This is a genomic window from Pseudomonas sp. D3, from assembly GCF_029320995.1.
GTDB classification, from domain to species: Bacteria; Pseudomonadota; Gammaproteobacteria; order Pseudomonadales; family Pseudomonadaceae; genus Aquipseudomonas; species Aquipseudomonas paraveronii.
In genome coordinates this window covers 367,935-391,632 of the sequence record NZ_CP119772.1, presented here as the reverse complement: position 1 = coordinate 391,632, position 23,698 = coordinate 367,935, and the positions used below count along the sequence as shown (strand labels likewise).

15 protein-coding genes are annotated in these 23,698 nt (G+C 63.2%); all 15 read right to left on the bottom strand.

Annotated features, from left to right (window positions below):
* Positions 1 to 8: 8 nt before the first annotated feature.
* The 15 genes from pgaA to P3S72_RS01660 all read right to left on the bottom strand — a co-directional run bounded on the left by pgaA (position 9) and on the right by P3S72_RS01660 (position 23,515).
* Positions 9 to 2,489 (bottom strand): poly-beta-1,6 N-acetyl-D-glucosamine export porin PgaA, encoded by a 2,481-nt coding sequence (pgaA, locus tag P3S72_RS01730; protein WP_276195734.1) that lies wholly within the window; start codon positions 2,487 to 2,489, stop codon positions 9 to 11.
* Positions 2,490 to 2,786: 297 nt separating this feature from the next.
* Complete coding sequence (locus P3S72_RS01725) at positions 2,787 to 4,283, bottom strand: YdgA family protein (protein ID WP_276195733.1); 1,497 nt, start codon at positions 4,281 to 4,283, stop codon at positions 2,787 to 2,789.
* Positions 4,284 to 4,432: 149 nt separating this feature from the next.
* Positions 4,433 to 5,065, bottom strand: a complete 633-nt coding sequence (locus P3S72_RS01720) for an NADH:ubiquinone oxidoreductase subunit N (protein ID WP_276195732.1) — start codon at positions 5,063 to 5,065, stop codon at positions 4,433 to 4,435.
* 96 nt (positions 5,066 to 5,161) lie between these two features.
* On the bottom strand, positions 5,162 to 6,604 hold the full coding sequence (locus tag P3S72_RS01715; RefSeq protein WP_276195730.1) for an efflux transporter outer membrane subunit: 1,443 nt from the start codon (positions 6,602 to 6,604) through the stop codon (positions 5,162 to 5,164).
* Entirely contained in the window at positions 6,601 to 7,491 is an 891-nt protein-coding gene (locus P3S72_RS01710; RefSeq protein WP_276195728.1) for an efflux RND transporter periplasmic adaptor subunit, read from the bottom strand. The genes P3S72_RS01715 and P3S72_RS01710 overlap by 4 nt, the downstream gene beginning before the upstream one ends.
* On the bottom strand, positions 7,488 to 7,697 hold the full coding sequence (locus P3S72_RS01705; RefSeq protein WP_276195726.1) for a DUF1656 domain-containing protein: 210 nt from the start codon (positions 7,695 to 7,697) through the stop codon (positions 7,488 to 7,490). The genes P3S72_RS01710 and P3S72_RS01705 overlap by 4 nt, the downstream gene beginning before the upstream one ends.
* Positions 7,694 to 9,772, bottom strand: a complete 2,079-nt coding sequence (locus tag P3S72_RS01700) for an FUSC family protein (protein WP_276195725.1) — start codon at positions 9,770 to 9,772, stop codon at positions 7,694 to 7,696. The genes P3S72_RS01705 and P3S72_RS01700 overlap by 4 nt, the downstream gene beginning before the upstream one ends.
* On the bottom strand, positions 9,769 to 10,200 hold the full coding sequence (locus P3S72_RS01695; protein ID WP_276197879.1) for a MarR family transcriptional regulator: 432 nt from the start codon (positions 10,198 to 10,200) through the stop codon (positions 9,769 to 9,771). Before P3S72_RS01695 ends, P3S72_RS01700 begins: the two co-directional genes overlap by 4 nt.
* Before the next feature lie 592 nt (positions 10,201 to 10,792).
* Positions 10,793 to 11,209 (bottom strand): hypothetical protein, encoded by a 417-nt coding sequence (locus tag P3S72_RS01690; RefSeq protein WP_276195723.1) that lies wholly within the window; start codon positions 11,207 to 11,209, stop codon positions 10,793 to 10,795.
* Between the two features lie 282 nt (positions 11,210 to 11,491).
* Complete coding sequence (locus P3S72_RS01685) at positions 11,492 to 11,737, bottom strand: DUF2789 domain-containing protein (protein ID WP_276195721.1); 246 nt, start codon at positions 11,735 to 11,737, stop codon at positions 11,492 to 11,494.
* 65 nt (positions 11,738 to 11,802) lie between these two features.
* On the bottom strand, positions 11,803 to 12,390 hold the full coding sequence (gene cysC, locus P3S72_RS01680; protein WP_276195720.1) for an adenylyl-sulfate kinase: 588 nt from the start codon (positions 12,388 to 12,390) through the stop codon (positions 11,803 to 11,805).
* Positions 12,374 to 13,888 carry a TolC family protein gene (locus P3S72_RS01675; RefSeq protein ID WP_276195719.1) on the bottom strand — a complete coding sequence of 505 codons (1,515 nt, stop codon included), beginning with the start codon at positions 13,886 to 13,888 and terminating at the stop codon, positions 12,374 to 12,376. The genes cysC and P3S72_RS01675 overlap by 17 nt, the downstream gene beginning before the upstream one ends.
* A 40-nt stretch (positions 13,889 to 13,928) precedes the next feature.
* A complete protein-coding gene (locus P3S72_RS01670; protein ID WP_276195718.1) occupies positions 13,929 to 20,834 on the bottom strand; it encodes an Ig-like domain-containing protein in 6,906 nt (2,301 codons plus the stop codon).
* A gap of 114 nt (positions 20,835 to 20,948) precedes the next feature.
* Positions 20,949 to 21,782, bottom strand: coding sequence for a sulfotransferase (locus P3S72_RS01665; RefSeq protein ID WP_276195717.1), 834 nt, complete (start codon positions 21,780 to 21,782; stop codon positions 20,949 to 20,951).
* A gap of 119 nt (positions 21,783 to 21,901) precedes the next feature.
* Entirely contained in the window at positions 21,902 to 23,515 is a 1,614-nt protein-coding gene (locus tag P3S72_RS01660; protein WP_276195716.1) for a glycosyltransferase family 39 protein, read from the bottom strand.
* Positions 23,516 to 23,698 lie beyond the last annotated feature (183 nt).

Sequence of the window (23,698 nt, the reverse complement as noted above, 5' to 3'; positions counted from 1 at the left end):
AGGCTCTTCTAGAAGCGGTAAGTGAGGTCGACGAGCAGACGCAGATCGCGTTCGCGAACACCGTCATAGGGTCGGCTGATCAGGCTCAGGTTGGCGCCGGCTTCCAGAACGTCGTTCCAGCGAACGCGTTGGCCGTAACCGATCAAGCCGACCCCGCCGGTGGAATAATCCTTCTGGCTATACGTACCCGCACCGACTTGGAACTGCTGACTCCACTGGGTCTCGTAGCGGTGATAGAGCACATGGTTGACGGTGACGGTGGGCAACACGCTGAAGTCCGACTTCGGATTGAAGTACACCGTGTCGGCCTTGCTGTTGCGGCTGGCGCTGACTTCCAGGCCCAGGTCCACTTGCACGCCCGGCGAGCTATAGATGCCCTCGCGGCCGGTGAGCAAGGTTTCGACGCGGTCGTTGCCATCGCTGAAGTGCGACGGGCTGAGGGACAGCTTCCACTCACGGCTTTCATTGGCGCGCCAGCGGATGAAGCCGCTGCCGCCGTTGGCCGTGATGTCGGCATTCAGCGCACGTAACGGTGTGGTAGCCGAGAGGTAATCGAGGCTGCCTCCGTATTGCCAGTTATCGTTGATGTCGCGGGCGATCGACACGCGCGCGCCTTGTTTGGAGCCAAAGCCGTAGGAGTGGTTGGACACCTCGGCTTCCAGGGTCATGTCGCGGGTCCGCCGCTCCACGCCCACGCGCTGCCAACGGTGCTGGCCGGTGCCTTCGGAAAAGTCGGCGGTGGCGTAGCCGGCGCCGGCGAACAGGCGCCAGTCTTCATCGATGGGCGGCGTGTAGATCACGCTTTCAATGCCCCAGTCACGGCTGCCGGTGACAGCCCCCACGTCACCGTTATTACCGCCGCCATAGCTTTTGCCGGTGTAGGCCTCGACGCGCACCTCGGCCATGTCGTGGACGTTGCGCAGACGCTGGAGGCGCTGCACCTGGCGGCTGTCGGGGTTGCGGGCGATGACGTCGTCGGCAAGCACGTCGAGTTGGCGCCACTCCTGCAGATCCATGGCGGTGTAGGCCTGGGACACTTCCAGGCCGATGTCACGCGGCACCTGGTCTTCGGTTTCCTTGAGGATCGCTTCGGCGCGCCGTGGCAGGTCGCGGGCGCGGTACATGTCAGCCTGGGCCAGGTGCAGGCCGACGTTGCCCGGCGCCCGTGCTACCAGCGCATCCAGGCCGGCTTCGCTGCCCGGCAGATCGCCGCCGTACACGCCGGACTGGGCCGACAGTTGTTGAGCATCCATCCACGCGTCGTTGGGGTTGCCGATGGGCAAGCCTTTGAGTTCGACCCGAGGTTTCTGGTTGTTGGCGAGGGTATTGGCGACCTCGCGGGCGTCGACACCTTTGTCGCTTTCCTGCAGGGCGTAGAACAAGGCCGTGCTGTCTTCGACCCGGTCATCGGGCTCGGCGTCGGTGGCGCTCAGCGCCTGACGATAGAGCGGCTCGGCCTTTTCCGGCTGGCGCTGGTCGAGGTAAGACGCTGCCACCCAGCGCACCGCATAGGTTGGCAGTTGCACGCCTTCGGCCGTGAGGGTTTCGTACTCGCGAATCACCTCGGCGGTGCGCGCCCGAGCCTTGAGCGCGCCCAGGCGGTCGATGCGCCAGCGCACCACGTCGTCATGGGCGCTGGCATCGGGGGTCCAGCGGGCGAGCAGTGTGTCGTAGTCCTGCAGGGCACGGTCGGCGATCACGTAGCGTTCTTTCTCGGTGCGCGTGGCGAACTCGGCCATGCGTACCCGCTCGGCGGCCAGGTCGCCTTCGAGGCGGCGCTGGGTGACCGGGTCGAGCAGGCCCGGGCGCTGGGCCGCCAGGCGCAAGGCCGGCTCTGGCAGGCGGGCCTTTTGCAGGGCGACGATGTATTCGCGGGCCACTTCAGGCTTGTCGCCAGCGCGGATAAACGCTTGGTCGAACTCGAACAAAGCGTCGTAGTTCAAGCCGGCGCGGGTCAACGCGTAGCCCAGGGCCATGCGCCGGTTGGGTTCGTCGGGTTTGGCCGCGACCAATGCGCGGGTGCGCTGCACCGCCTCGCTGGCTTGGCCGCCGTCGGCCTGGGTCAACGCCAGGCCGAGTTGCAGGTCGACATTATTCGGTTCACGCAGCAACGCCTGGCGATACACCGCCTCGGCCTTGGCCCACTGCTGTTGGTTGCGATAGGTGCGCGCCACCGTGGCGAGCGCCTGGGTGCTCAGGTTGCGATTCTTGCCCTGGGCCTCATACACCTTCAGCACTTCGGCGTCCTGGCCGGCCCACCCGGCGATCACCAGATGGTCGCTGACCTGGCCAGGCGTCTGGCGTTCGGCAGACAGCTGGCGCAGTTGGGTCAGCGCGGGGGTGAAGTTGCCGTTGCGCGCCTGGATGATCAGGGCGTCATAGGCCGGGTCGGCCACGGCAAAGGTGGGCATCAGCAACTGGCTGCACAAGGCGACCCCGACGAGCAGTCGCAACCGGCCTGATGCACTGAGTGGTGGGTTTGGCAACATATCGTGAGCTTCCTTACACACGGAAAGCTGTAACGATAGGTGGTCCTGAGCAATTTGCTGCAGGGTGCCGGCGTCTCGGGACCCGGCCTAGCTTTCCTGTAGGAACTATCCCTTAAGAAAGTGAGAAAAAGGCCAACTCATAACAATTGTTCAGAATTGCCCGACACACTAAAAAATGAATACGGGGGCGGACTTGCCGGGGATAGCGGGGTATCAGCCAATCGCGATGGCGACTATTTGACCCGTATCACCCGCAACCCCGCCCCCGTTATTTTTTCCTGAGTGGTGCAGAATTTTTTACTGCGCGCCGCTCATCGCACCGACTTTGGACATCACGAAGGTGAGGAATTGTTCAACCGTCATCTTCTGGCCGTTGAACGTCACTTCGTTGTTGGCGTAGTGCAGCTTGGACACCACGTCGCTGCCGACCAGGGTCGCCAGTTGCGTGCCGACGGCAACGCCGCTGACCATCTCGCTGGCCATCTGGGATTGCTGCTCGATCGCTTCAGGTGCGGTCACACCGGCGAGCTGCGCCTGCAGGGCGGCAACGTCAGCGATCATAGGCTTAGACAGGCTCAGGTTGGCATCGAGCAACGCGATGATCTGCTTGCCCAGCTCCATCGGCGGCAGTTCCATGCTGCTCGGCTTGGCCAGGTCCACGATCAGGTTGAATTTGCTTTCGCCACGGGTGGTTTTCAGCGACAGGTTTTCCACCGCCACTTGCGGCTTGGCGCTCAGCAATTGGTTGACGTTGGTATCGGCCAAAGCCTGCTCGGCCTCGCTCAGTTGCAGCTCAGGCGCCGGCTCACCGGCGGCGGCAGCGGCCTGCACCGGCGCCATTTTGTCCTGATAGAGCTTGGTCAGCACCAGCATCGACGGCACGTCGACGTTTTTCATGCTCAGCGCCATGGCGGCTGAACCCACGGGTTTGCCCTGGTAACCGATCTCGTCGATCTTGTAGTCGACGCGGCCGGCCAGGTTGTTGTCCTTGGTTTCGCTGGTGTCTTTCTGCTCGAAGCCCTTGAGGGTCAGCACGGCCTTCTGCGGGCCCATGGTGAGCTTGGTGTCGGTCAGTTCCACGGTGTTCTGCCCGGTGTAGAAGCCGAACGTGGATTTCTCCAAGTTGCTGGCCACGGTCAGCCCGGCCAGTTCGGCTTCGAACGGCGAGCCATTGGCGTCGACTACGGCGACCTTGAGGCTGTTCATGTAGCCGTCGGCCTTGACCTTCTTGCCTTCGGCGCTGCTGTCGAAGTTCAGGTTGGCGCCGGAGAAACTCACGGAAGACTTATCGTCCTTGAACTCCAGCGGCAGCAGTTCGACGTTGCCGTTGACCGAGCGGCTGTAGCCGATGTTGGCCACGCCTTTGAGCGGCGATACGTCTTTGGCGGCGGCAAACCACTTCTCGGTGGTGGGGTTCTTTTCCAGCTCATAGTGACTGGTGGCCATGACTGGCAGCCATTTCAGCGTGACCAGGCGCGAGACCGGCAGCGGGCCGTGTTCGATATGGTCGACGAACAGCAATTCAGGGTTCGGGTTGTCTTCGCCGAAGACCGCGCCTTGTGCTTTCAGGCGGTAATGGGCGGTGCTGCTGAACACGCCACGGTCCAGGGACACCAGCTCAAGGGCCAGCGTGCCGTCGACACCGGCCATGGAGGTCTTGAGTTCCTTGTTGGCGTTCTGGATCGCGGTTTGCAGCACCGGTTCCAGTTGTTTACCGGTAAACCAGGCGCCGCCTGCACTGACGACGCCAACGGCGACAACGAAACCCAAAAGAACGACTGCTGGCTTATTCATGAAGTGACCTGATCAAATCCTGTGAGAAGTGGGCTGTCTTCCTTGAACCCCAAGTGAGGTTGGCTCAAGCCCGCCGAAAAACGGGGGGAAGATTAGCACTGGGGGCCGCGAACGGCCCAGACTTTCAGAGGGATCAGTTCTACACAAGTTCAGGAGTATTCCATTTCGATCTCGTCCAACTGGTGGTCGAAACTCTTCAAACGGGCGGTCCAGGTGTACACCAACACCTCGAATTCACGGTGTATTACGGCATTGCCGGGGGTATCGACCTTGGGATCACAGAAGTCCAATTGGTAGCGCTCTCGGGCCATCTGCGTGGCGACATCGGACAATTCCCGCGCGTTATTCAGCCAATGCCTACCCTCGGCAATTTGTCGATCGAGCAGCACGCATTGTTTTTTCAGGGTTTCGAGACTTTTTTCCAGGGGCGTGCCGGTCAGGTCGCCCATGACTTCCTGGAAGGTACGCCCGGGCTGCCAATAGCTGCCCCAGAAATAGCGGTCGAACACGGTTTCGACCCGGCGCAGGGCGACCTTGGTGTCCCAGATCGCAACGCGGGTCTTGCCTTGTTCGAGGAGCTTTTTCTTCACCCGTAGATTTTGGTAGGACGCCCAGGCCACGACGCCGATGGACAAGGTGCCGATCACCAGGCAGGCGCTGTCGAGAAACACCATGGCCGTGTCGATTCGGTGAGCGAGCATGACGCCGTAGAAGTAAGCCGCCGATAACAACACCAGTGCGAAGCACACGCACCAGAAAGCGGGAGCATAAGGGTTTTTCATTATTGGAATCCCCATGAGCAAACGCGAGCTGTGTCAGGCGGGCTCTCTGCCAGTCAAAAAGCATGGCGGCCCGCCTGACAAAGCATAGCTACCTGCTCAGGGTTTGCCGGGCTGTGAGGCTTGCGTTCGTCCGCTTTCCCAACCGCCGCCCAGGGCCAGGAACAGATCGATCTGGCTCATGGCAACCTGCGTGTTGGCCGCCGCCAGTTGCCCACGCACATCGGTGTAGGTGCGCGTGGCTTGCAGGTCGGTCAGGAACGACGCGCGGCCGGCCTGGAAGAAGCGGTGGGTCTGGTCGGCGGCTTCCTTGGCCGACGCGTCGGCTTCGGCCAGCGCATCGCGACGCTGTAACTGCGCGGTGTACTGCGCCAGGCCGGTCTGGGTTTCGCGGATGGCGTTGAGCACCACCCCGTCGAAGTGCGCCAGGGCGCCCTGGGTCGCCGCTTCGGACTCGTGGATGCGCGCACGGGCGCCATTGGTCGGTACGGTCCAACTGATCATCGGGCCAAACCCCCAGCGGTTGGTGGCGGGCGTGCCGAGGTTGTCGAGCAGCCCGACCGTGCCAATGCTGGCGCCGATGCTGATGTCCGGATACAGCGCGCCCGTGGCCACGCCGATACGTGCGGTGGCGGCGGCCAGTTGGCGTTCCGCCTGGCGCACATCGGGGCGACGTTTAAGCAGCGTCGCGCCATCGCCCACCGGCAGCAGTTGGGCGATGTGGGGGAGTTCGGCGCACGTGCCGGTGCCCGCCGGCAGTTGATCCACCGGCTTGGCCAGCAGCATCGACAGGCGGAACAGCCCGGCCTGGCGCGCAGCTGCATAGCGCGGCATATCGGCGCGCAAGGATTTGTACTGGGTTTGCGAGCGGGTGACCTGGGTTTCATCGCCGCGCCCGGCGTCGCGCAGGCGCTGGGTCAACGTCGTGCTCTGGGCTTGCAGGTCGAGGGATTGGTTGGCGATCGCCAGTTCTTCGTTGGCCGCGCAGACTTGCGTATAGGAACGCACCACATCGGCGACCAGGGTGATCCGCGCAATATCGGCTGCGGCCTGGGTTGCATCGGCGCTGGCCTGGGCGCTTTCGATGCCGCGTTGCAGGGTGCCGAACAGATCGAATTGATACGAGGTGGTGATGCCCACGCTACCGATATTGCCCACCGGGACTTTTTCCGAGAGCAAAAACGCTTCACCGGACTCTTGCAGGCGCTGGGCCTCGGCCTTGGCGCCGGCACTCCAGCCGCCGACAGATTGAGCCTCCTGTACCTGATAGCGCGCCCGCTGCAAGTTGGCGGCGGCGACGCGCAGGTCGGTGTTGGAGGCCATGGCCTGGCGCACCAGTTCATCCAGGCGCGGGTCTTTGTACAGCTTCCACCAGTCGGCCGGCACCGGCGCCGACACCACGTTGTTGCCCTCGCCCGCCAGTTGCCCTTGCAGGTCGCCACGGTTCATCGCGGCCTTCTCCGGCAGTCGGTAATCCGGGCCGACCACCTGGCAGGCTGACAACAGCAAACCCAGCGCAGCGGTTGCCACAATCTGCTTCATGGCTGGGCTCCGTCCTTGGGCTTGTCGCCGATGATCGACACCGTCGCCGTGCGGCCGGCGATCATGCGAAAGTCCGCCGGCACCTCGTCAAACGCAATGCGCACCGGAATCCGCTGGGCCAGGCGCACCCAACTGAACGCCGGGTTGACGTTGGGCAGCAGGTTGGCGCCGCTGCTGCGGTCACGGTCTTCGATACCGGCGACGATGCTCTGCACATGGCCGTGCAGGCGTGCGCTGTCGCCAATCACGCGGATATCGACGCCCATGCCGACGTGGATGCCGTCGAGCTTGGTCTCTTCGAAGTAGCCGTCGATATGGAAGGAGTTGCTGTCCACCACCGACAGCACCGGGTGCCCGGCGGTGACGAACTCCTGCGTGCGCGGCGCACGGTCGTTGACGTAGCCGTCCACCGGGCTGCGGATCACCGAGCGGTCGAGGTTGAGTTGGGCCGAGTCCACCGTCACTTGCGCTTCGGCCAGGGCCGATTGGGCACGAGCGACGCGGGACTGGCTTTCTTCCAGTTGCTCGCTCGGCACCAGGTTGCCCAGGCCACGGTTACGCTTGTACTCGCGCTGGGCCTGGGCCAGGGTTTCCTGGCGGTCGGCCACGGCGGCCTGGGCCTGGCGCAGGGCCAGCTTGAAGCGGTCCTGATCGACGGCGAACAGCACCTGGCCTTTGCTCACCAGTTGGTTGTCGCGCACGTCGACCCGCTGGATCAACCCGGACACGTCCGGGGCAATCTGCACGATGTCGGCACGGATGTGGCCGTCACGGGTCCAGGGCGCATACATGTAGTACATGACCATGCGCCATACGACGACGACCGCGAAGCTCACGATCAACAACGTCAGGACGACACGGCCGATGGTCAAAAAAGGTTTTTTCATGTCATCAGGTATCGACTGAGTGAGTCCACCGCGCCCAGCAACAGCGCATAGAGCCCCACGTTGAACAATGCCCGGTGCCAGACCAGGCGATAGAAGTGGAGACGGGTCAACAACCCATGCACCACCAGAAACAACACGTAAGCAATGCCCATCAGCACCAGCAACGTGGGCAGGAACACCCCGCTGATATCCAGATCACCGATCATAAAGGCGCTCCATCAGGCAGCGGCGCCTCTGTCTCGGTGCCGCCAATCATTTCCACGCCGGGCAACAGTGCCAGGCGCAGGCCCGCCAGGGCGTGCAGCAGATGCAGGCGGGTGTCGTCTTCGTCTTGCAGGCCTTGGCCGTTGAGGGCGCGGCGCGTGCGGTCGAGGGTCAGCAGCAGACCGCTGGGCGAAGGCAAGCGTTCACCCGCCTTGAGGCAGGCCTTGTAGTAAGCGCCGACGCCTTCCACCACTTGGTCGAGCAACACCCGCGGTACGCCGTAGATCCGTGGCGAGTAGGCCAGCAGGTCGAGCAGGTTCAGCGCCACGCGCAAATCGCGCAGGGCGATGCCCGTGTCCTGGCCGATGATCGCCAGGCGCGGCAGGTGCTGCATCAGGCGGTCGAGCATTTGCGCGGCCAGGTGCCGGTGTTCGGCCAGGGTCGCCGGTTCGGTCAGGCCGACGATGTCGCGCCAACTGAACCGGGTCAGGCGCTTGGCGGCCAACTCGGCACCGAAGGGCCGCGCGATCAGCGTCCACACAAAGGCAAACAGCAGGCCCACGGGCCCGGCCAGGTTGACGTTGGCGAAGTTGAGGAAGTCGGCGTCATAGGCGCCCTGGATGCTGATGAACGACGAGGTATTCACCAGCGTCAGCAGCATGCCCAAGTAGAAACGCGGCTGTACCGTGAGCGTGCCAATGCAGATAAACGGCACGGCGAACGCCAGCACCAGCATGGGGAAATCGTGCAGGTTGGGCAGTACCAGGAACAGATACAGGCTGGCGAACAGCACCGACATGGCGGTCCAGAAAAAGAACCGGTAGATCTGCGGCGCCGGGTCGTCCATCGACGCAAAGAAGCTGCAGGCGACGGCCGCCAGGATCACGGCGCTGCCGCCGTCGGTCCAGCCCAGCAGAATCCACAGCACCGAGGCGACGATGATCGCGGTGACGGTGGAAAACGCCGAATAGAGCATCAGGCCACGGTCGAGAAACGGCGTCAGCCGGCCCAGGCGCCAGTGGCGGTACACGGCGCGCCAGGTGTCCTGGCTTTCACATTGGATCGCGGCCTGCAGGCTGCGGCAGTCTTGCCACAGGTCGATCCACTCACCCAGGCGATACAGGGCGTTGGAGAACAGCAGCGTGTGGCGGTCGTCCAGCGCTTCGCCTGCCGGTTGCAGGGCGTCAAGTTGGTCACGCAGGGCGCGCCAGCGTTCCAACGGCGCGGATTCGGTGGTGCTGTGCAGCCACTGATCCGTCGCCGCCAGCAACGGCGCGAGCGTTTCGAGAAACTCCGGCGCACGGTGCTCGATGGCGTACAGCGCATCGTCGAGCGCATCCACCACCGGCAGCAGGTGGATCATCCGCCCGCGCAATTCCTTGGTGTTGCGCACCGTCTGCGGCCGGGCGCCTTCGTGGGGCAACTGGCCGATCATCAACTCCAACGTGTTGAAGGTGGCGACCATGCCGCTGCGCAAGGCGCTGACTTCTGCCGGCGCCACGTTGCGGCTCAGAAAGCGCTGGCTGTAGACCTGGGCGTCGCTGAACCACTTGGCCACCGAACCATCGAACACCGGCATCAGGCGCCGTGGCCAGAACATCGCGCCGACCACCGCCGCCACCGCGATACCCAGAAAAATTTCCTCGGTGCGCGCTTCGGCCACGTCCCACACCGCCAGGGGATTATCCACCACTGGCAAGGCGATCAGCGGCAAGGTGTAGCCGGCCAGCATCAAGGCGTAGTTATTCGCGGTGCGCAGGTGCATGGAGAGAAACAGCAGGGTGCCCGTCCACAACGCAATCACCACCACCAGCAGGTAAGGCGACTGCACGAACATCGGCACAAACACCACCGCCGCCGCCGCGCCCATGAAGGTGCCGATCGCGCGGTACAACGCCTTGGAACTGGTCGGACCGACAAACGGGCTGGAGACGATGTACACCGTGGCCATCGCCCAGTACGGACGCGGCATTTGCATGAGCATGGCGATGTACAACGCGATCATCGACGCAGCGAACGTGCGTACCCCGTAGAACCAGTCTTTGGCCGGCGGCATGCCGGTAAAAAATCCCCTCAAGATGCCGCAACCGCTGGAGGTTGATGGGCGGCTTCAAAGGCGCGCAACACACGCAGCGCAACCTCCATGTCGGCAGGCGCGATATCGGCCAGCACCTCGCGGCGCAGACGCACCAGTTGCGCCTCCACCGCCTGCACCAGCTCACGGCCACGTGCGGTGAGGCTCAACGCCTTGGCGCGGCGGTCGTGGGCGTCTTCGGCGCGGCACACATAGCCGCCGCTGCACAGTTGGTCGAGCAGGCGCACCAGCGACGGGCTTTCCATCCCCGACGCCTGGGCCACTTTTACCTGATGCACCCCGTCGCCCAGGCGGCCGATCATCAACAACGGCACGGCGCAGGCTTCGGAAATACCGTAGCTCACCAGCGTGTTCTGGCAGATTTTGCGCCAGTTACGGGCGCCCACCACCATGCTGCTGCTGAGGTTCATCTGGAGTTGTTCGAGGGTCTTGGGCACTGGATCATTCGCATACAGTTAGTTTGCTAACTATCAATATGGTGGATGGAGCCGAATGCGTCAAGTTTTGAAACAATTTAGCGGGTGGGTGGAGATGGAGGTCAGTAAAGCGGGTTTGAGCGCGGGTGTTGGATTTTCAGCGATAGCCGCAACGCCGCATGACCCATGTGGGAGGGGGCTTGCTCCCGATAGCGGAGGTTCAGGCAATACATGGTTGACTGATCTACGGCTATCGGGGGCAAGTCGAATCGTCGCACCGCCCCTCCCACATTTGGATCGGCGTCGGCTTCAGGATCGCTGTGCAGCCTGCCATTCAGGCGGCGCCTGGGTAAGTAAAGCGGGTTTCAGCGTGAGGGTTGGATTTTCAACGATAGCCACAACGCCGCATGACCCATATGGGAGGGGGCTTGCTCCCGATAGCGGAGGTTCAGGCAATACATGGTTGACTGATCTACCGCGATCGGGGGCAAGCCCCCTCCCACATTTGGATCAGCGTCGGCTTCAGGATTGCTGTGCAACCGGCTTATTGACCGCTCAGTCTCCTAAGTGGCTCTGCTGGAAAATATCAGCACCTTTTGCTCCACCGCCAGACGCTCCAGACTTTCACTGCCTCGGATACAACAACTAACGCAGCCATTAACACCACGTTGTAGTTAGGCACAAGCTGAGCACCTACCAGCAACAGCGAAACAGAAGGCACAATAAAAGCCAATCGCAAGGGTGTTTGAAGGTAAGTAACCCACCTCACCTGTTCACGTCCAAGAAAGAACAGTAGGCACGAGATCACGATGGAAACTTGCAGCAGCATGGCAAAGCCGAACAGGTATAACTGCACAACGCTATGCTCACGCAGCACCCATAAAGCACTTTCAAGATCGCTTAAATAAGGAATCCTTCCCTCTATTGCGCTGACCACTGCATAGCGAATCAGATAAAGGGCATCCATGGTTCCCCAAAACCAGAAGATCTGTTTGCGCGTCATTTTTTAACATCCTTGTATTCACTGAGAAGTGGTCAACGCCTGTAAATATGGGTTCCTCTCTCTGCCCGCTATCATCCACTTCCTTTTAGCCGATAGGAGATTTCCCAACCTCGCGCATCACCCGCTCCACCTCTTCCTCAATAAACTCAAACACGTCTTCCAGCACGCAGGTCGATTGCCATGGTGCCAAGCGTTCCAGAAAAATTAACTGGGCCGCCTACAGCCCAGTTTTTTTACCGCACACCATTTTTTTTACATTGCCGCGCTTCAGCAAAGATTTTTTTACACCTCTCGACCACGCCGCAACATCAGGTTCAACTCATCCACCACTTCAGCCCAATCCGCATCCACCAGAATTTCTTCACGCAAAAACGCCTTCTGGCTATCCGTCCAGAAAAACGCGTCGGCCAGTTGCAGCGCAGGCTTGAGCGGTGAATGCGTGGTGATGAACTGCTCGATGCCGGCCGGGTCATCGTCCAGGCCGAGTTGTTTGAACAGGGAGGGCAAGCTGTGTTCAGGCGATTGCATGATGAGCTCCGGATAGGTGGGTTTATCCGAGTCTAGTCCTCCCCCCCAGCAGGCGCGAGCTTGCGCTAGAGGGTTTGCAACCATGCCTGCAGTTGTGCGACGCATTGCTGCGCAGAGAGCTGGCCGGTCTCCAGGACCAGGGCGGCTTGCGGCGGCGGTTCGTAAGGTGAGCCGATGCCGGTGAACCCCGGCAGTTCGCCGCGTCGGGCGCGGGCGTAGTGGCCTTTGGGGTCGCGGCGTTCGCAGATGTCCAGGGTGGCGTTGCACCACACTTCCCGATAGTCCGCGCCCAGGCGGTCGGCGAGCACCGTGCGTAGTTCGACCAACGGCGCGATCAGCGCCAGGATCACGATTTGCCCGTTGTCCACCAGCAACGCTGCCAGTTCGGCGGCGCGGCGGATGTTTTCCAGGCGGTCGCTGTCGGCAAACCCCAGGTCTTTGTTCAAGCCGCCGCGCAAGGCATCGCCGTCGAGCACGATGCTGTGTCGGCCTTGTTCGAACAACGCAGCCTGCAGCCCCTGGGCCAGGGTCGATTTACCCGACGCGGGCAAGCCGGTCAGCAGGATCGCCACGCCGCGATGACCATTGCGAGCCTCACGCTGATCACGCGTGATGCTCGCGGTCGGTGCCACCAGGTTACTTGGCGACGGCACGGGGCACCGGCGTGGCGATGTTGCCGGCGGCCCACGCCGATTCGCGGCCGGCCAACGCGGTAGCGATGGACTGCACGCGGTCGGAATCGACCTGCTCCGGCAGCGGGTCAAGCCCGGCGCTGGCGAAGATCTGGCCGTAGGCGTTGCGCAGGTCGGCGTAGGCCAGGTCGCGGCGCAGGTCGGCTTGCAGGGTATTGAGTTCGCCCTGGATCAGGTCCAGTTCGCCCAGGCCCGCGGCTTGGTGACGGTTGCGCAGTTGGGTGAGGATCTGCCCGTCGATGTCGGCCAGTTGTTCGTTGGTCTTGAACTGGCGCACAGCGTCCTGGAAGTTCGCGTTGGCGACGTAGAGTTGCGCCAGCACCGCGATGGACATGGCCTGACGCCGTGCGGTAGCGACTTCTTCGCCAGCCTTGGCGACGTCGATCGCCGCCGGCGCGGAGAGCACGTTGAACAGGTTCCAGGTGACCTTGGCGCCGTAGTCGGCCCAGCGGTTGTCCACCAGGAACGAGTTGCTGTCGTAATGCCCGCCGGCCGAGAATTCCAGGCCCGGCAGCAGGCGCAGCATGGCCTTGCGGGTTTCGGCGGCGCTGATGCGGGTCTGGTAGTCCTGCTCGCGCAGTTCAGGGCGGTTGGCCAGGGCTTCCTGTTCCAGGCTGGCGAAGTTGACCTTGAGCTGCGGCACGGTGTAGTCGTCCGGCGTGGCCAGCTTGAGGTCGGTGCCCATGGGCAGGTTGATCAGGGTCGACAGTTCGGTCTTGGCCAGCGAAAGCGCGCGGCGCTGTTCCTGCAATTGGCGCGTGGCTTCGATCAGCGAGCGCTGGTAGCCCAGGGCCTGGATCGGGTCGCCGATGCGCTGCTCGCTCATGCTTTGGCTGTTGGTCTGGGCCTGGTCGACACGCGCCATCAGGCTGTCGATCTGAGTCAGCAGGCGTTCGGCCGCGACCGCCCGCCAATAGGCCGAGCGCACGTCCTGAACGATGGTGTTGATCACCTTGCGGCGCCGCTCCTGGACGATCAGGCGCTGGTCGCCTTGCTGTTTGGCGCTGATGTAGCTGACGCCAAAGTCGAGGACGTTCCACACCATGGTCAAGTCGGCCACGCGACGGTCGCGGTCCTGGGAAGTCGAGGGTTCCAGGGACTGGGTGCCGGTGCGCACGCTCTGGCTGCTGGAGGCGTTGGTGTTGTTGCGCCCGGCGTAACCGGCGGACAACGCCATGCGCGGCAGCATGTCGAAACTGGCGAGGTCGAGTTGGCGCTTGGCCAGGGCCTCCTCCATGATCTTCAAACGCCCTTCGAGGTTGTATTTCACCGCCCGGGCCATGGCCTCGTGCAGTGTCAACGGGCCGCTCAATGGCTCCTGATCCTTGTACATACCGTGCAGGTCGCTGCGGGCTCGCTGCTCGCTGACACTGCGCTCAATCGGCTCGCTGGTGACCGCACAACCGCTGATCGCCAACGCCAGCACGCTGGCGCCGAACAACTTATGAACTGTTTTCATCCCTGGACTGCCCCTGTTACTGCGCCATGATTTAAGTGTGTCAGGCCTGCATTTCGCTGATGCCGACCTGTTGCAATGCCTGCGCCAGGTCAATCACCTGACGCTGTTCCACGTCTTTGATCTGTTGCAATTGCTGGCCCAGGGTCGGGGCGCCGAATCCGCCCCTCAGGCCTTGGGCCGCGTCACCGCCGCCCTGGATCGCTCTGCCGTCGAACGCCTTGAGGCCACTGTCCCCACCGCCGCTCTCGCGATTGAACAACCCCGACAAGGTGCTTGAACCAAACACCCCGCCGTCGCCGGCGCCAAAGCCGAGGAAGCCCTGCGTGCTGCCGGCCACGCTACTGTCGCTGCTGAATACCTGGGAAATGAAGCTGGGCGCCAAGGCGCCGTTGCGAATAAAGATGTTGCCGATGGGCGGCAAGCCCGCCCCCGTTTCACGCTGTTCGAACAATGCCGGGAAGCCGATGGGGGAACCAAGGTTGCCCACAGGCCGGCCAAACACGATCGGTTGCAGCGGCACATCCGGCGCGCCGGGTGGCGGTGCCGGCTCAGTGACGCGGAACAGTGGGTCGCCGGTCAGGGCAATGGTGTTGACCCCATAGTTATTGGAGTTGGCATGGCCGCTGCCGGCGTTGCCCGCCAGGTCACTCACCAGGCCGTTATCGAGGGTGATGAAGTTGTTCGGGGCATTAAGGTTGGCCGTCGGCGTGAGGGTCGCGGTCCAGGTTTTACCGCCGTCGTTGCTGGCCAGGTTGGACAAGGTGCCGTTGGCCACGCTGAGGTCATCCAGCGCGAAGCCGCTGACTTTCTCACTGAAGGTAAACGTGACGGTGGTGGTCTGGCCGACGGTCAGGTTCGGGTTGCCAATGCTGATGGTCGCCGTCGGGCGTTCGCCATCGATCACGAAGTTGTTTGAGATCGCAATGCCGCTGCCGGCGTTACCGGCGGCATCGCTGACCTGGCCGGCATCCAGCACGATCAGGTTGGTCGCGTCGGTAATCGCCGCTGTCGGGGTCAGGGTGGCGGTCCAGGTTTTGCCGCCATCGTTGCTGGCCAGGTTGGACAGTACGCCGTTGGCCACGCTCAGGTCGGAGAGCGTGAAGCCCGTGACGACCTCGCTGAAGCCGATGGTGACGGTGGTGGTCTGGCCGATGCCCAGGGTGCCGTTGGTCACCGAAATGGTCGCGGTCGGGCGCTGGGTGTCGATCGCATAATTGTTGGAGTCGGTGCTGCCGCTGCCCGCGTTGCCGGCGGCGGTTTGTACGCCGCTGTTGTCCAGGGTGATCAGGTTGCTGGTGTCGGTCACGTCGGCCGTCGGGGTCAGGGTGGCGGTCCAGGTCACGCCGCCGTCGCTGGAGCCCAGGTTGTTCAGCACGCCGTGGGCCACGCTCAGGTCGGCCAGGGTGAAACCGCTGACGGCCTCGGAGAAGGTGATGGTCACCGAGGCGGTCTCGCCGGCCTTGAGGGCGGTGTCGCCGACCACGATGGTCGCCGTCGGCAGCACGGTGTCGAGGCTGTAGTTGGCCGAGTCGGTCGTTCCCACCCCGGCGTTGCCCGCCAGGTCGGCAATGCCGGTATTGGCCAGGGTGATCACGTTGCCGGCGGCGCGGATGCCCGCCGCAGGCGTGAAGAAGGCCGTCCAGGTGACGCCGCCGTCGTTGCTGCTGACCGCGCTCAGGGTGCCATGGGCGACGTTCAGGTCGCTGTTGTCAAAACCGCTGACGGCTTCCGAGAACGTGACCGTGACCAACGTGGTCTCGCCAGCACTCAATACAGGGTCGGCCATCACAATGGTCGCCGTTGGCCGCTGGCCGTCGATGGCGTAGTTGTTGGAATCGGTGGTGCCGCTACCGCTGTTGCCCGCCAGATCGGCGACGCCGGTGTTGTCCAGGGTAATCACGTTGCTGGTGTCGGTAATGCCGGACGTCGGGGTGAACGTCGCGGTCCAGGTCACGCCGCCGTCTGCGCTGCTCACGGCGCTCAAGGTGCCGTTGTTGACCGTCAAATCAGCGTTGCTGAGCCCGTTCACCGCCTCCGAGAAGGTGATCACCACCGCTGAGCTGCCACCCACGCCGAGAGCCGGATTCGCGACCACGAGGGTGGCCGTAGGGCGTGCGGTGTCGACGGCGTAGTTGTTGGAGTCGGTGGTGCCGCTGCCGCTGTTGCCGGAGCCGTTTTGTACGCCGCTGTTGTCCAGGGTGATCAGGTTGCTGGTGTTGCTGATCGCGCTGTTCGGCGTGAAGGTGGCTCTCCAGGTCACGCCGCCGTCGCTGCTGCCGACGGCGGTCAGCGTGCCGTTGGCGACCGTCAGGTCGGCGTTGGTAAAACCGCTGACCGCTTCGGAGAAGGTAATGATGACCTGCGAGGTGTCGCCGATTTTCAGGGCATTGTCGGCGACGACGATAGTTGCGGTTGGCCGCACCGTGTCGATGGTGAAGTTGCCCGAGTTAGTGACACCGCTGCCGGCGTTGCCGGCCAGGTCGGTGTAGCCGGTGTTGTTCAGGCTGATCAGGTTGGTGGTGTCGCGGACGTCGCCGGTCGGTGTGAAAGTCGCCGTCCAGGTGATGCCGCCATCCGCGCTGCTGACTGCCGAGAGGGTGCCGTTGGGCACGCTCAGGTCGCTGTTGTCAAAACCGCTGACGGCTTCCGAGAACGTGACCGTGACCAAGGAGGTTTCGCCGGCACTCAATACAGGGTCGGCAATCACAATGGTCGCCGTTGGCCGCACGCTGTCGATCGCATAGGCGTTGGACAACGTGGTGCCGGACCCGACATTACCGACGCCGTCGACCAAGCCGGTGTTGTCCAGGACAATGTGATTGTTGTTCTGAGAGATGCCTGCCACAGGCGTCAACGTCACGGTATAGGTGATGTTGTCGCTGGTGCTCAGGCTGTTCAGGGTGCCGTTGTCGGTGGTCAGATCGGCCAGGCTGAACCCGGTCACTGCTTCACTGAAGGTGATGGTCACCAGCGACGAGCCGCCGATCCCCAGGTGGTCGTTGTTCACCACCACCGTCGCGGTCGGGCGCTGGGTGTCGATGGCGTAGTTATTGGAATTGCTGGTGCCGACGCCGACATTACCCGACACCGCCGCCTGGACGCCGCTGTTGTCCAGGGTGATCTGGTTGCTGGCGTCGGTGATCGCGCTGCTCGGGGTGAAGGTTGCCGTCCAGGTAATGCCACCGTCGCTGCTCGTGACCGCGTCCAAGGTGCCGTTGGTGATCATCAGGTCGGCGTTGCTGAAGCCGGTCACGGCCTCGTTGAACGTAATCGTCACCAGGGAGGAATCGCCGATTTTCAGCACCGGGTTGGCCACCACGATGGTCGCCGAGGGCAACACCGTATCGATGGTGAAATTCGCCGAGTTGGTAGTGCCCGTGCCCGCGTTGCCGGCCAGGTCGGCGATGCCGGTGTTGGCCAGGGTGATGACGTTGCTCGCGCTGTTGGTGTTCGTCCCTGGGGTGAAGGTCGCGGTCCAGGTGATGCCGCCGTCGGCGCTGCTCAGGCTGCTCAGGCTACCGTGGCTTGCCGTCAGGTCGGCGAGGGTGAAACCGGTCACTGCTTCGCTGAAGGTGATCGTCACCAGCGACGTTTCGCCTGCGGTCAGCGCTGGGTCGGCGACCACGATGGTCGCGGTGGGACGCAGGGTGTCGATGGCGTAGTTGTTCGAGTCGGTGGTGCCGGTGCCGGCGTTGCCGCTGGTGTCGCTGTAGGCGGTGTTGTCCAGGGTAATCAGGTTGGACGTATTGGTGATGTTAGCCGTTGGGGTGAAAGTCGCGTGCCAGGTGATACCGCCGTCACTGCTGCTCACCGCACTCAGCGTACCGTTGGCGATGGTCAGGTCGGCGTTGGTGAAACCGACGACAGCTTCGCTGAACGTCACGGTGACCTGCGAGGTCTGGCCTATCGCCAATGCGCTGTTGGCGACCACCACCGTGGCGGTCGGGCGCACGCCGTCGATGGCGACGTTGTTCGACATGGTAGTGCCGCTGCCGGCGTTGCCCGCGATGTCCTGGACCCCGGTGTTGTCCAGGGTGATGTGGTTGCTCGCGCTGACGATACTCGCGGTCGGGGTAAAGGTTGCGATCCAGGTGGTACCACCGTCGTAGCTGTTCACCGCGCTCAGGGTGCCACTGGACACTGTCAGGTCGGCGTTAGTGAACCCGGTCACGGCTTCGCTGAAGGTGATGGTCACCAGCGAGGTCTGGCCGATGCCCAGGTTGGTGTTGGCGAACACGACAGTCGCGTTCGGCCGCGCGGTGTCGACCGCATAGGTGTTGGAGTTGGTGGTGCCACTACCGGCGTTGCCCGCGCCATCACTGACCACGGTGTTGTTCAGAGCGATGACATCGCCGGTACGGGTGACCCCGGGGGTCGCTGTCAGGGTTGCGGTCCAGGTGGTACCGCCGTCGTTGCTGCCCAAGCCGCTCAGGGCGCCGTCGGCGACCGTGAAGGCGCCGGCGGTGAGCCCGCTGACCGCCTCGCTGAAGGTGATGGTCACCAGGGACGTGTTACCGCTGATGTTCAGTGCGGTATCGGACACCACGATGCTCGCGGTCGGCCGCACGGTGTCGATTGCATAGGTGTTGGACGTGGTCGTGCCGGTACCGGCGTTGGTCGCGGTATCGGTATAGAGGGTGTTGTCCAGGGTAATGACATTGCCAGTGCTGTTGTTGCTGGCGCTCGGTGTCAGGGTCGCGGTCCAGTGGATATTGTCACTGCTGGTCAGGCTGCTCAGGGTGCCACTGGACGCCGTCATGTCGGCCAGACTGAAACCGCTCACCGCTTCGCTGAAGGTAATGTTCACCGTCGAGTTGACCGTGGTGCTCAACGTCGGCGCAACGACCGTAACGGTCGCGGTTGGGCGCACGGTATCGATGCTGAAGGTGTTGGACGAGGTGGTGCCGGTCCCCGGTGTCCCCGTCGACGTGCCGGTGACGCCGGTATTGTCGAGGACAATATGGTTGGTGGCGCTGGTCACGCTCGCGCTCGGCGTAAAGGTCGCGGTGTAGGTGATGTTGTCGCTGGTAGTCAGGGTGCCCAGGGTGCCGTTGCTAATCGTCAGATCGGCGCTGGTGAATCCGCTCACGGCCTGGTTGAAGGTAATGGTCACCTGCGAGGTGCTGCCGATGTGCTGCGCGGTGTTGGTGACCACGATGGTCGCGGTCGGTGCTGGCGCATAGGCGGTGTTGAGCGTGCCGCCGTCGTTGAAAATATTGTTCACCGCCGCCACGCTGGCGCCAGTACTGCCACCGCCCAGCGCCGGACCACCGGAGCCGCTGCCACCGACGTTGCCGGTCATCGCCGCGAAGTTGGCGGCGGTCATCAACAACGTGCCTTTGTTCCAGATCGCGCCGACGCCTTTACCGGCGGCGCCGCCGGAGTCGGCGGAACCGCCCAGGCCGCCGCCACCGCCACCGCCGCCGCCAGCAGCGATGTTGCTGGAAATCACCGAAGTCCCGACGACCGTCAGGGTACCCGTGCTGGCGTTGTAGATACCGCCGCTGGCCGAGGCACCGGCCCGGCCGGCTTTGTCCCAGCCGGAACCGCCGCCGCCACCGCCAATGGAGATAGTGCCGTTGTTCGCCGTGCCGCCGGCCCCACCGTTACTGTAGTTGGCGGTGCCTACACCACCCGCACCGCCGACGTTGCTGCCGCCCCTGCCGCCCATGTAGGCGGGGTCATAACCGCCACCGGTACCGCCATGGTTGGCGGTACCGCCGGTACCCCCATAAACACCCGTACCGAAGCCCGAACTGCCGCCATGTCCCCCGTTTTGCCCGCCAAGGGCACCGCCACCGCCACCGCCACCTCCGACCGCACCGCCGACATAAGGTGCAGTCACCCCGCCGCCGCCGCCGCCGCCCGAGGCCGCGTTGGCGGTCACAGTGACGTTCTTCAGGGTCAGGTTGCCGGCGTTGACAATCCCGCCGCCCATCGCCGCCGTCGCATCAACACCGGCATTTGCGCCATTGCCCGCCGCCAGGCCCTTGGTAATGATCAGGCCGTCCAGGGTCGCAGTGACCCCGGAATTGACCATGAGCACCTGGGTCTTGTACTGCCCGCTGATGGTTACATCAGCAACGCCGTCGAGGTTCAGGTCGCCTTCGACGGTCAGGTTCTTGCTGATGACCAGTTGCGAATTCAGGTTGACCGTCATGCCGGCGTTGAAGGTGACGATATCGCCCGCCACCGCGCTGCTCAGGGCCGAACGCAGCGAACCGACGCCACTGTCAGCGTTGCTGGTCACGGTAATGGTCGCCAGGCCGTACTGATACGCCGACATCGACTGGTACGACAACGCGGTATGGCTTTCGATGGAGCCGGTGGCGATTTCCAGGCTCCAGTCGCCGCCCAGGCCGGTGCGGTTGGTGGACGCGGCGATATCGCGCCCGGTCAGTTGCGCCAGGGCGTCGACAAAGTTGATGCCCTTGTCGTCGGCGGCGGTGTTGCAGGCGTAGATCAGGATATCGCCGCCCACGTTCATGTCCTGGCCGATCTGCGCCAGCACTTCGCTGCGGGCCGCGACGTTGTCGGCGGACAAATAGGTACTGCCCAGCCACAGATCACCGGCATTGCCGTGGGTGATGATCTGCACCGAGCTGACGCCCTGATGGCTGCCCAGGTAATCGGCGATCTGCTGCAGGCCGTCCTTGCTCGCATCCAATTGCACCACTTGGGTGCCGGGGGCGACGCCTTTGAGCAGATCGGCGGAATCCTTCACGCGGGCATCGACAAACACCACGGTCTGCCCCGGCACGGCAACCGGTGCGGGGGTGGCGGGCGCGTCGGACTGCGGGTGGCTTTCGCTGCCGGTGGCGGCGTGTTCGGTGGCCGGCGCCTTGGCCGCTTCTGCGGTGGCATGGCTGTCAGCCTGGGCTGCATCGACCACGGTGGCGGCGACTGCGCCGTCGAACAGCATGCGCGGTTCCAGGGACATAATCATCGGCGTCGCCAGGGTGCTGGCATGGGTTGTTGCTGGCCGTGCCTTAACGTTGTTCCACCACATACTGCTCACCCGTCGGTCGAATGCTGATTCCCGCAATGAAAAAAACCGCGATCAACTGATCGCGGCATCGGCTTTGGTACGGATCACATTGGCGGCGCTGGAGGTGCCATCACGCCAGAAAGACATATGCGCAAACTGCTCGAAGAGATCGGGCGGCAGGATAGTCCGCCGGGCCTGCAGCTCCACCTTCGGCTTGACCCGATGCAAACCGCTCACACCGAGGGCGTCGTCGAAGTCCGGCGCGTCGTAGCTCAGGTGCTCGAAATCATGCTCGAACCAGGGCTCGCCGATAAATTCGTAGACCAGCCGCATGACCCGCTCGGGGGCCTGGGAGAGCAAGTCGTAGTCGACGACCAGCATCGAGTCGGCGTGTTCACCGTAGTACGCCTCTTTGAGCGCCGACCAGGCGTACCCCACCAGGCGATTGCGCTGGCCGAGGGTTTCGACGCGGCTATAGACGGTGTTGCGCTCGACGTCATCGTTGAACAGCTTGGTGTTTTCGAAGGGGTTGGCGCGGTACACACGCTCGAGGCTGTCCATGATCCACGCCACGTTACGCACGCAGGCGATCACCTTGGCCTGGGGGAACAGGTCGTGCAGCGCCGGCATGCGGGCGCACCATTGGCGGTTGGTGTCGAACACCACAGGGACCGGGGCGCGGTCGGCGTAATAGGCATCGAACAAGCCGCGCAGCAAGCGGCGCCGGGTATTGGCATCGATGACCGAACCGAACTCGCTGCCGGCACTGCATTGCCCCAACACCCCGTTGAACAGGGTGCCCACAGGGCTACTCATGCCGGCGTGAAAGCGCGGGTTCTGCAAGAGGATCGCAGAAAGCAGCGTCGAACCGGAGCGGGGCAAACCGGAAATAAAGTGATACTGCATCCCTTCACCACTTTTTGTAGGACAAAAATCCATTTGTATACGAATCGTAACTGATGATTACAAAGTGCACTAGCGGTCAAATGCCACTATTTTGATATTCCCTTCATTCTAAATGGATATTAGCGACAAGCCTCTGGCTGCGATGGCTCTGGGCCGAGGCATAGCACGAATAATCGCGCCCTGGCGCCGCCCCCGTCCTGCTGCATTTTTTGACGCCATCCGTCCGGCAGCGGCGCAAAATCGTCCGGTGCTTCATTGCTGCTGATCAGCCAGACACGGCGGGTATCGGCCGGCAATGCCGACAAACTGTTGAGGTAAATACGCCCGCCGTCCTGATCCACCAGGGTGCCGAAGCCATAGGCATTCGGCCGCGTCGGAGTGCCATCAGGCTTGGGCGGGGTGTAAAGCTGCAATTGGGCGTCGGTCCGGTCGTAATAGACGTAGCTGAGGTACCACAGCATGTCGCTGAGGACGATGCGGTCACCTTCCTGGTAGTTGCGATTGACGAACTCCACCGGCACGTTGAACTGATCATCCACATTCACCGTGGCGTTGTTCTTCACCCCCAGCAGTTCCACACCGACGCACAGCACGAACAATGCCGCGCCCAGCCATGAAAGGCGCCTGGGCAGGCGGTCGATGGCCAGCGCCAGGAGGATCGGCAAAGCCAGGGCATAGACGGTGAGGTAACGCTCGATAAACACCGACGAGACAAACGACACCCCGTACACCAGCAGCAACGGCAGCAAGAAAAACAGCGCCAACAGACCGGCCGGCCGGTAGCGCGCCTGATCGTGCCAGGCGCTGACACCGACCACGGCCACCAACAGCAGCGGGAATGACCAGAACAGCGGTGGCCATAAGCCAAGGCCTTCATCCTGCAACATGAACTGCCAGATCATCGACGGCACGGAGAACAGGTTGACCGGCGATTCCCAGCCGATATCGCCGCCGACCTTGAGCTGCTCGACATGCTGCACCAGACCCACCAGGTTCGGCAGCCAAGGCAGATACGCCAGTACGATTGCGACGTTGACCCCCCACCAGGCCGGACGCGTGATCAAGCGCCGGCCGGGTGGCTGGGACGCACTCAACAGCCCCAGCCAGACCCAATGCACCAACACACACAGCGCGGTGAAGTAATGAGTGTAGAAACCGGCCGCCATCAGCAGCCCATACACCAGCAGGTAGCGCGTGCGCTCGGGTTGGCGCACCCAATACACCAACGCCAGCGTCGCGCCCAGCAGCCACACGCCGAGTAGCGAGTACATACGCACTTCCTGGCTGTAGCGCACCGCGCTGGGGAACAGCGCCAGCAGCACACCGGCCAGCACAGCGGCGCGACGGGTGGACAGTTGCCGCACAAGCCAGATGCCCAGGCCCACCACGACCACACCGGGAATCGCACTCATGCTGCGAATCGACCAGATGCCATCGCCGAACAGCTCGATCCAGCCGCGCAGCAGGAAAAAATACAGTGGCGGATGCACATCGTGGGCGGCGTGAAACCACAGGTCGACCGCAGCATATTGGGCAAGCAGCAGGCTCGAGCCTTCATCGCCCCAGATCGCTGCGGCCGTCAGGCCATAAAAACGCACGGCCAGCGCCAGCGCCAGAATCGGCACCCACCATAGGCGGCGTAACCAACCCTCACCTTCGCGGGCCCCCGCGAGGCGATTGACGGCAGAAATTGCCCCAACTTTGTCGTCTTGCTCTACCACAGACCGTCGCACCCCAATTCCCCTGCCACTGCCCGTTTTCAGGGCCAAACCTGCGCTTGCGCAAACAGGCGCCACTCTAGGACAAAAGCCCCGGATTCGCTCGTTGTTTCGCAACCGGCAGGCAGCACGCAAACCCGCGTTTACGTGCGGTGATGACGCCGGATCAACGGGCTTTATAGCCCCTGAACAGCGCAC

Bases quoted from the DNA above. Each gene is read 5' to 3' on its own strand.
- pgaA (WP_276195734.1), bottom strand. From the start codon at position 2,489: ATGTTGCCAAACCCACCACTCAGTGCATCAGGCCGGTTGCGACTGCTC.
- P3S72_RS01725 (WP_276195733.1), bottom strand. From the start codon at position 4,283: ATGAATAAGCCAGCAGTCGTTCTTTTGGGTTTCGTTGTCGCCGTTGGC.
- P3S72_RS01720 (WP_276195732.1), bottom strand. From the start codon at position 5,065: ATGAAAAACCCTTATGCTCCCGCTTTCTGGTGCGTGTGCTTCGCACTG.
- P3S72_RS01715 (WP_276195730.1), bottom strand. From the start codon at position 6,604: ATGAAGCAGATTGTGGCAACCGCTGCGCTGGGTTTGCTGTTGTCAGCC.
- P3S72_RS01710 (WP_276195728.1), bottom strand. From the start codon at position 7,491: ATGAAAAAACCTTTTTTGACCATCGGCCGTGTCGTCCTGACGTTGTTG.
- P3S72_RS01705 (WP_276195726.1), bottom strand. From the start codon at position 7,697: ATGATCGGTGATCTGGATATCAGCGGGGTGTTCCTGCCCACGTTGCTG.
- P3S72_RS01695 (WP_276197879.1), bottom strand. From the start codon at position 10,200: ATGAACCTCAGCAGCAGCATGGTGGTGGGCGCCCGTAACTGGCGCAAA.
- P3S72_RS01690 (WP_276195723.1), bottom strand. From the start codon at position 11,209: ATGACGCGCAAACAGATCTTCTGGTTTTGGGGAACCATGGATGCCCTT.
- P3S72_RS01685 (WP_276195721.1), bottom strand. From the start codon at position 11,737: ATGCAATCGCCTGAACACAGCTTGCCCTCCCTGTTCAAACAACTCGGC.
- P3S72_RS01675 (WP_276195719.1), bottom strand. From the start codon at position 13,888: ATGAAAACAGTTCATAAGTTGTTCGGCGCCAGCGTGCTGGCGTTGGCG.
- P3S72_RS01670 (WP_276195718.1), bottom strand. From the start codon at position 20,834: ATGATTATGTCCCTGGAACCGCGCATGCTGTTCGACGGCGCAGTCGCC.
- P3S72_RS01665 (WP_276195717.1), bottom strand. From the start codon at position 21,782: ATGCAGTATCACTTTATTTCCGGTTTGCCCCGCTCCGGTTCGACGCTG.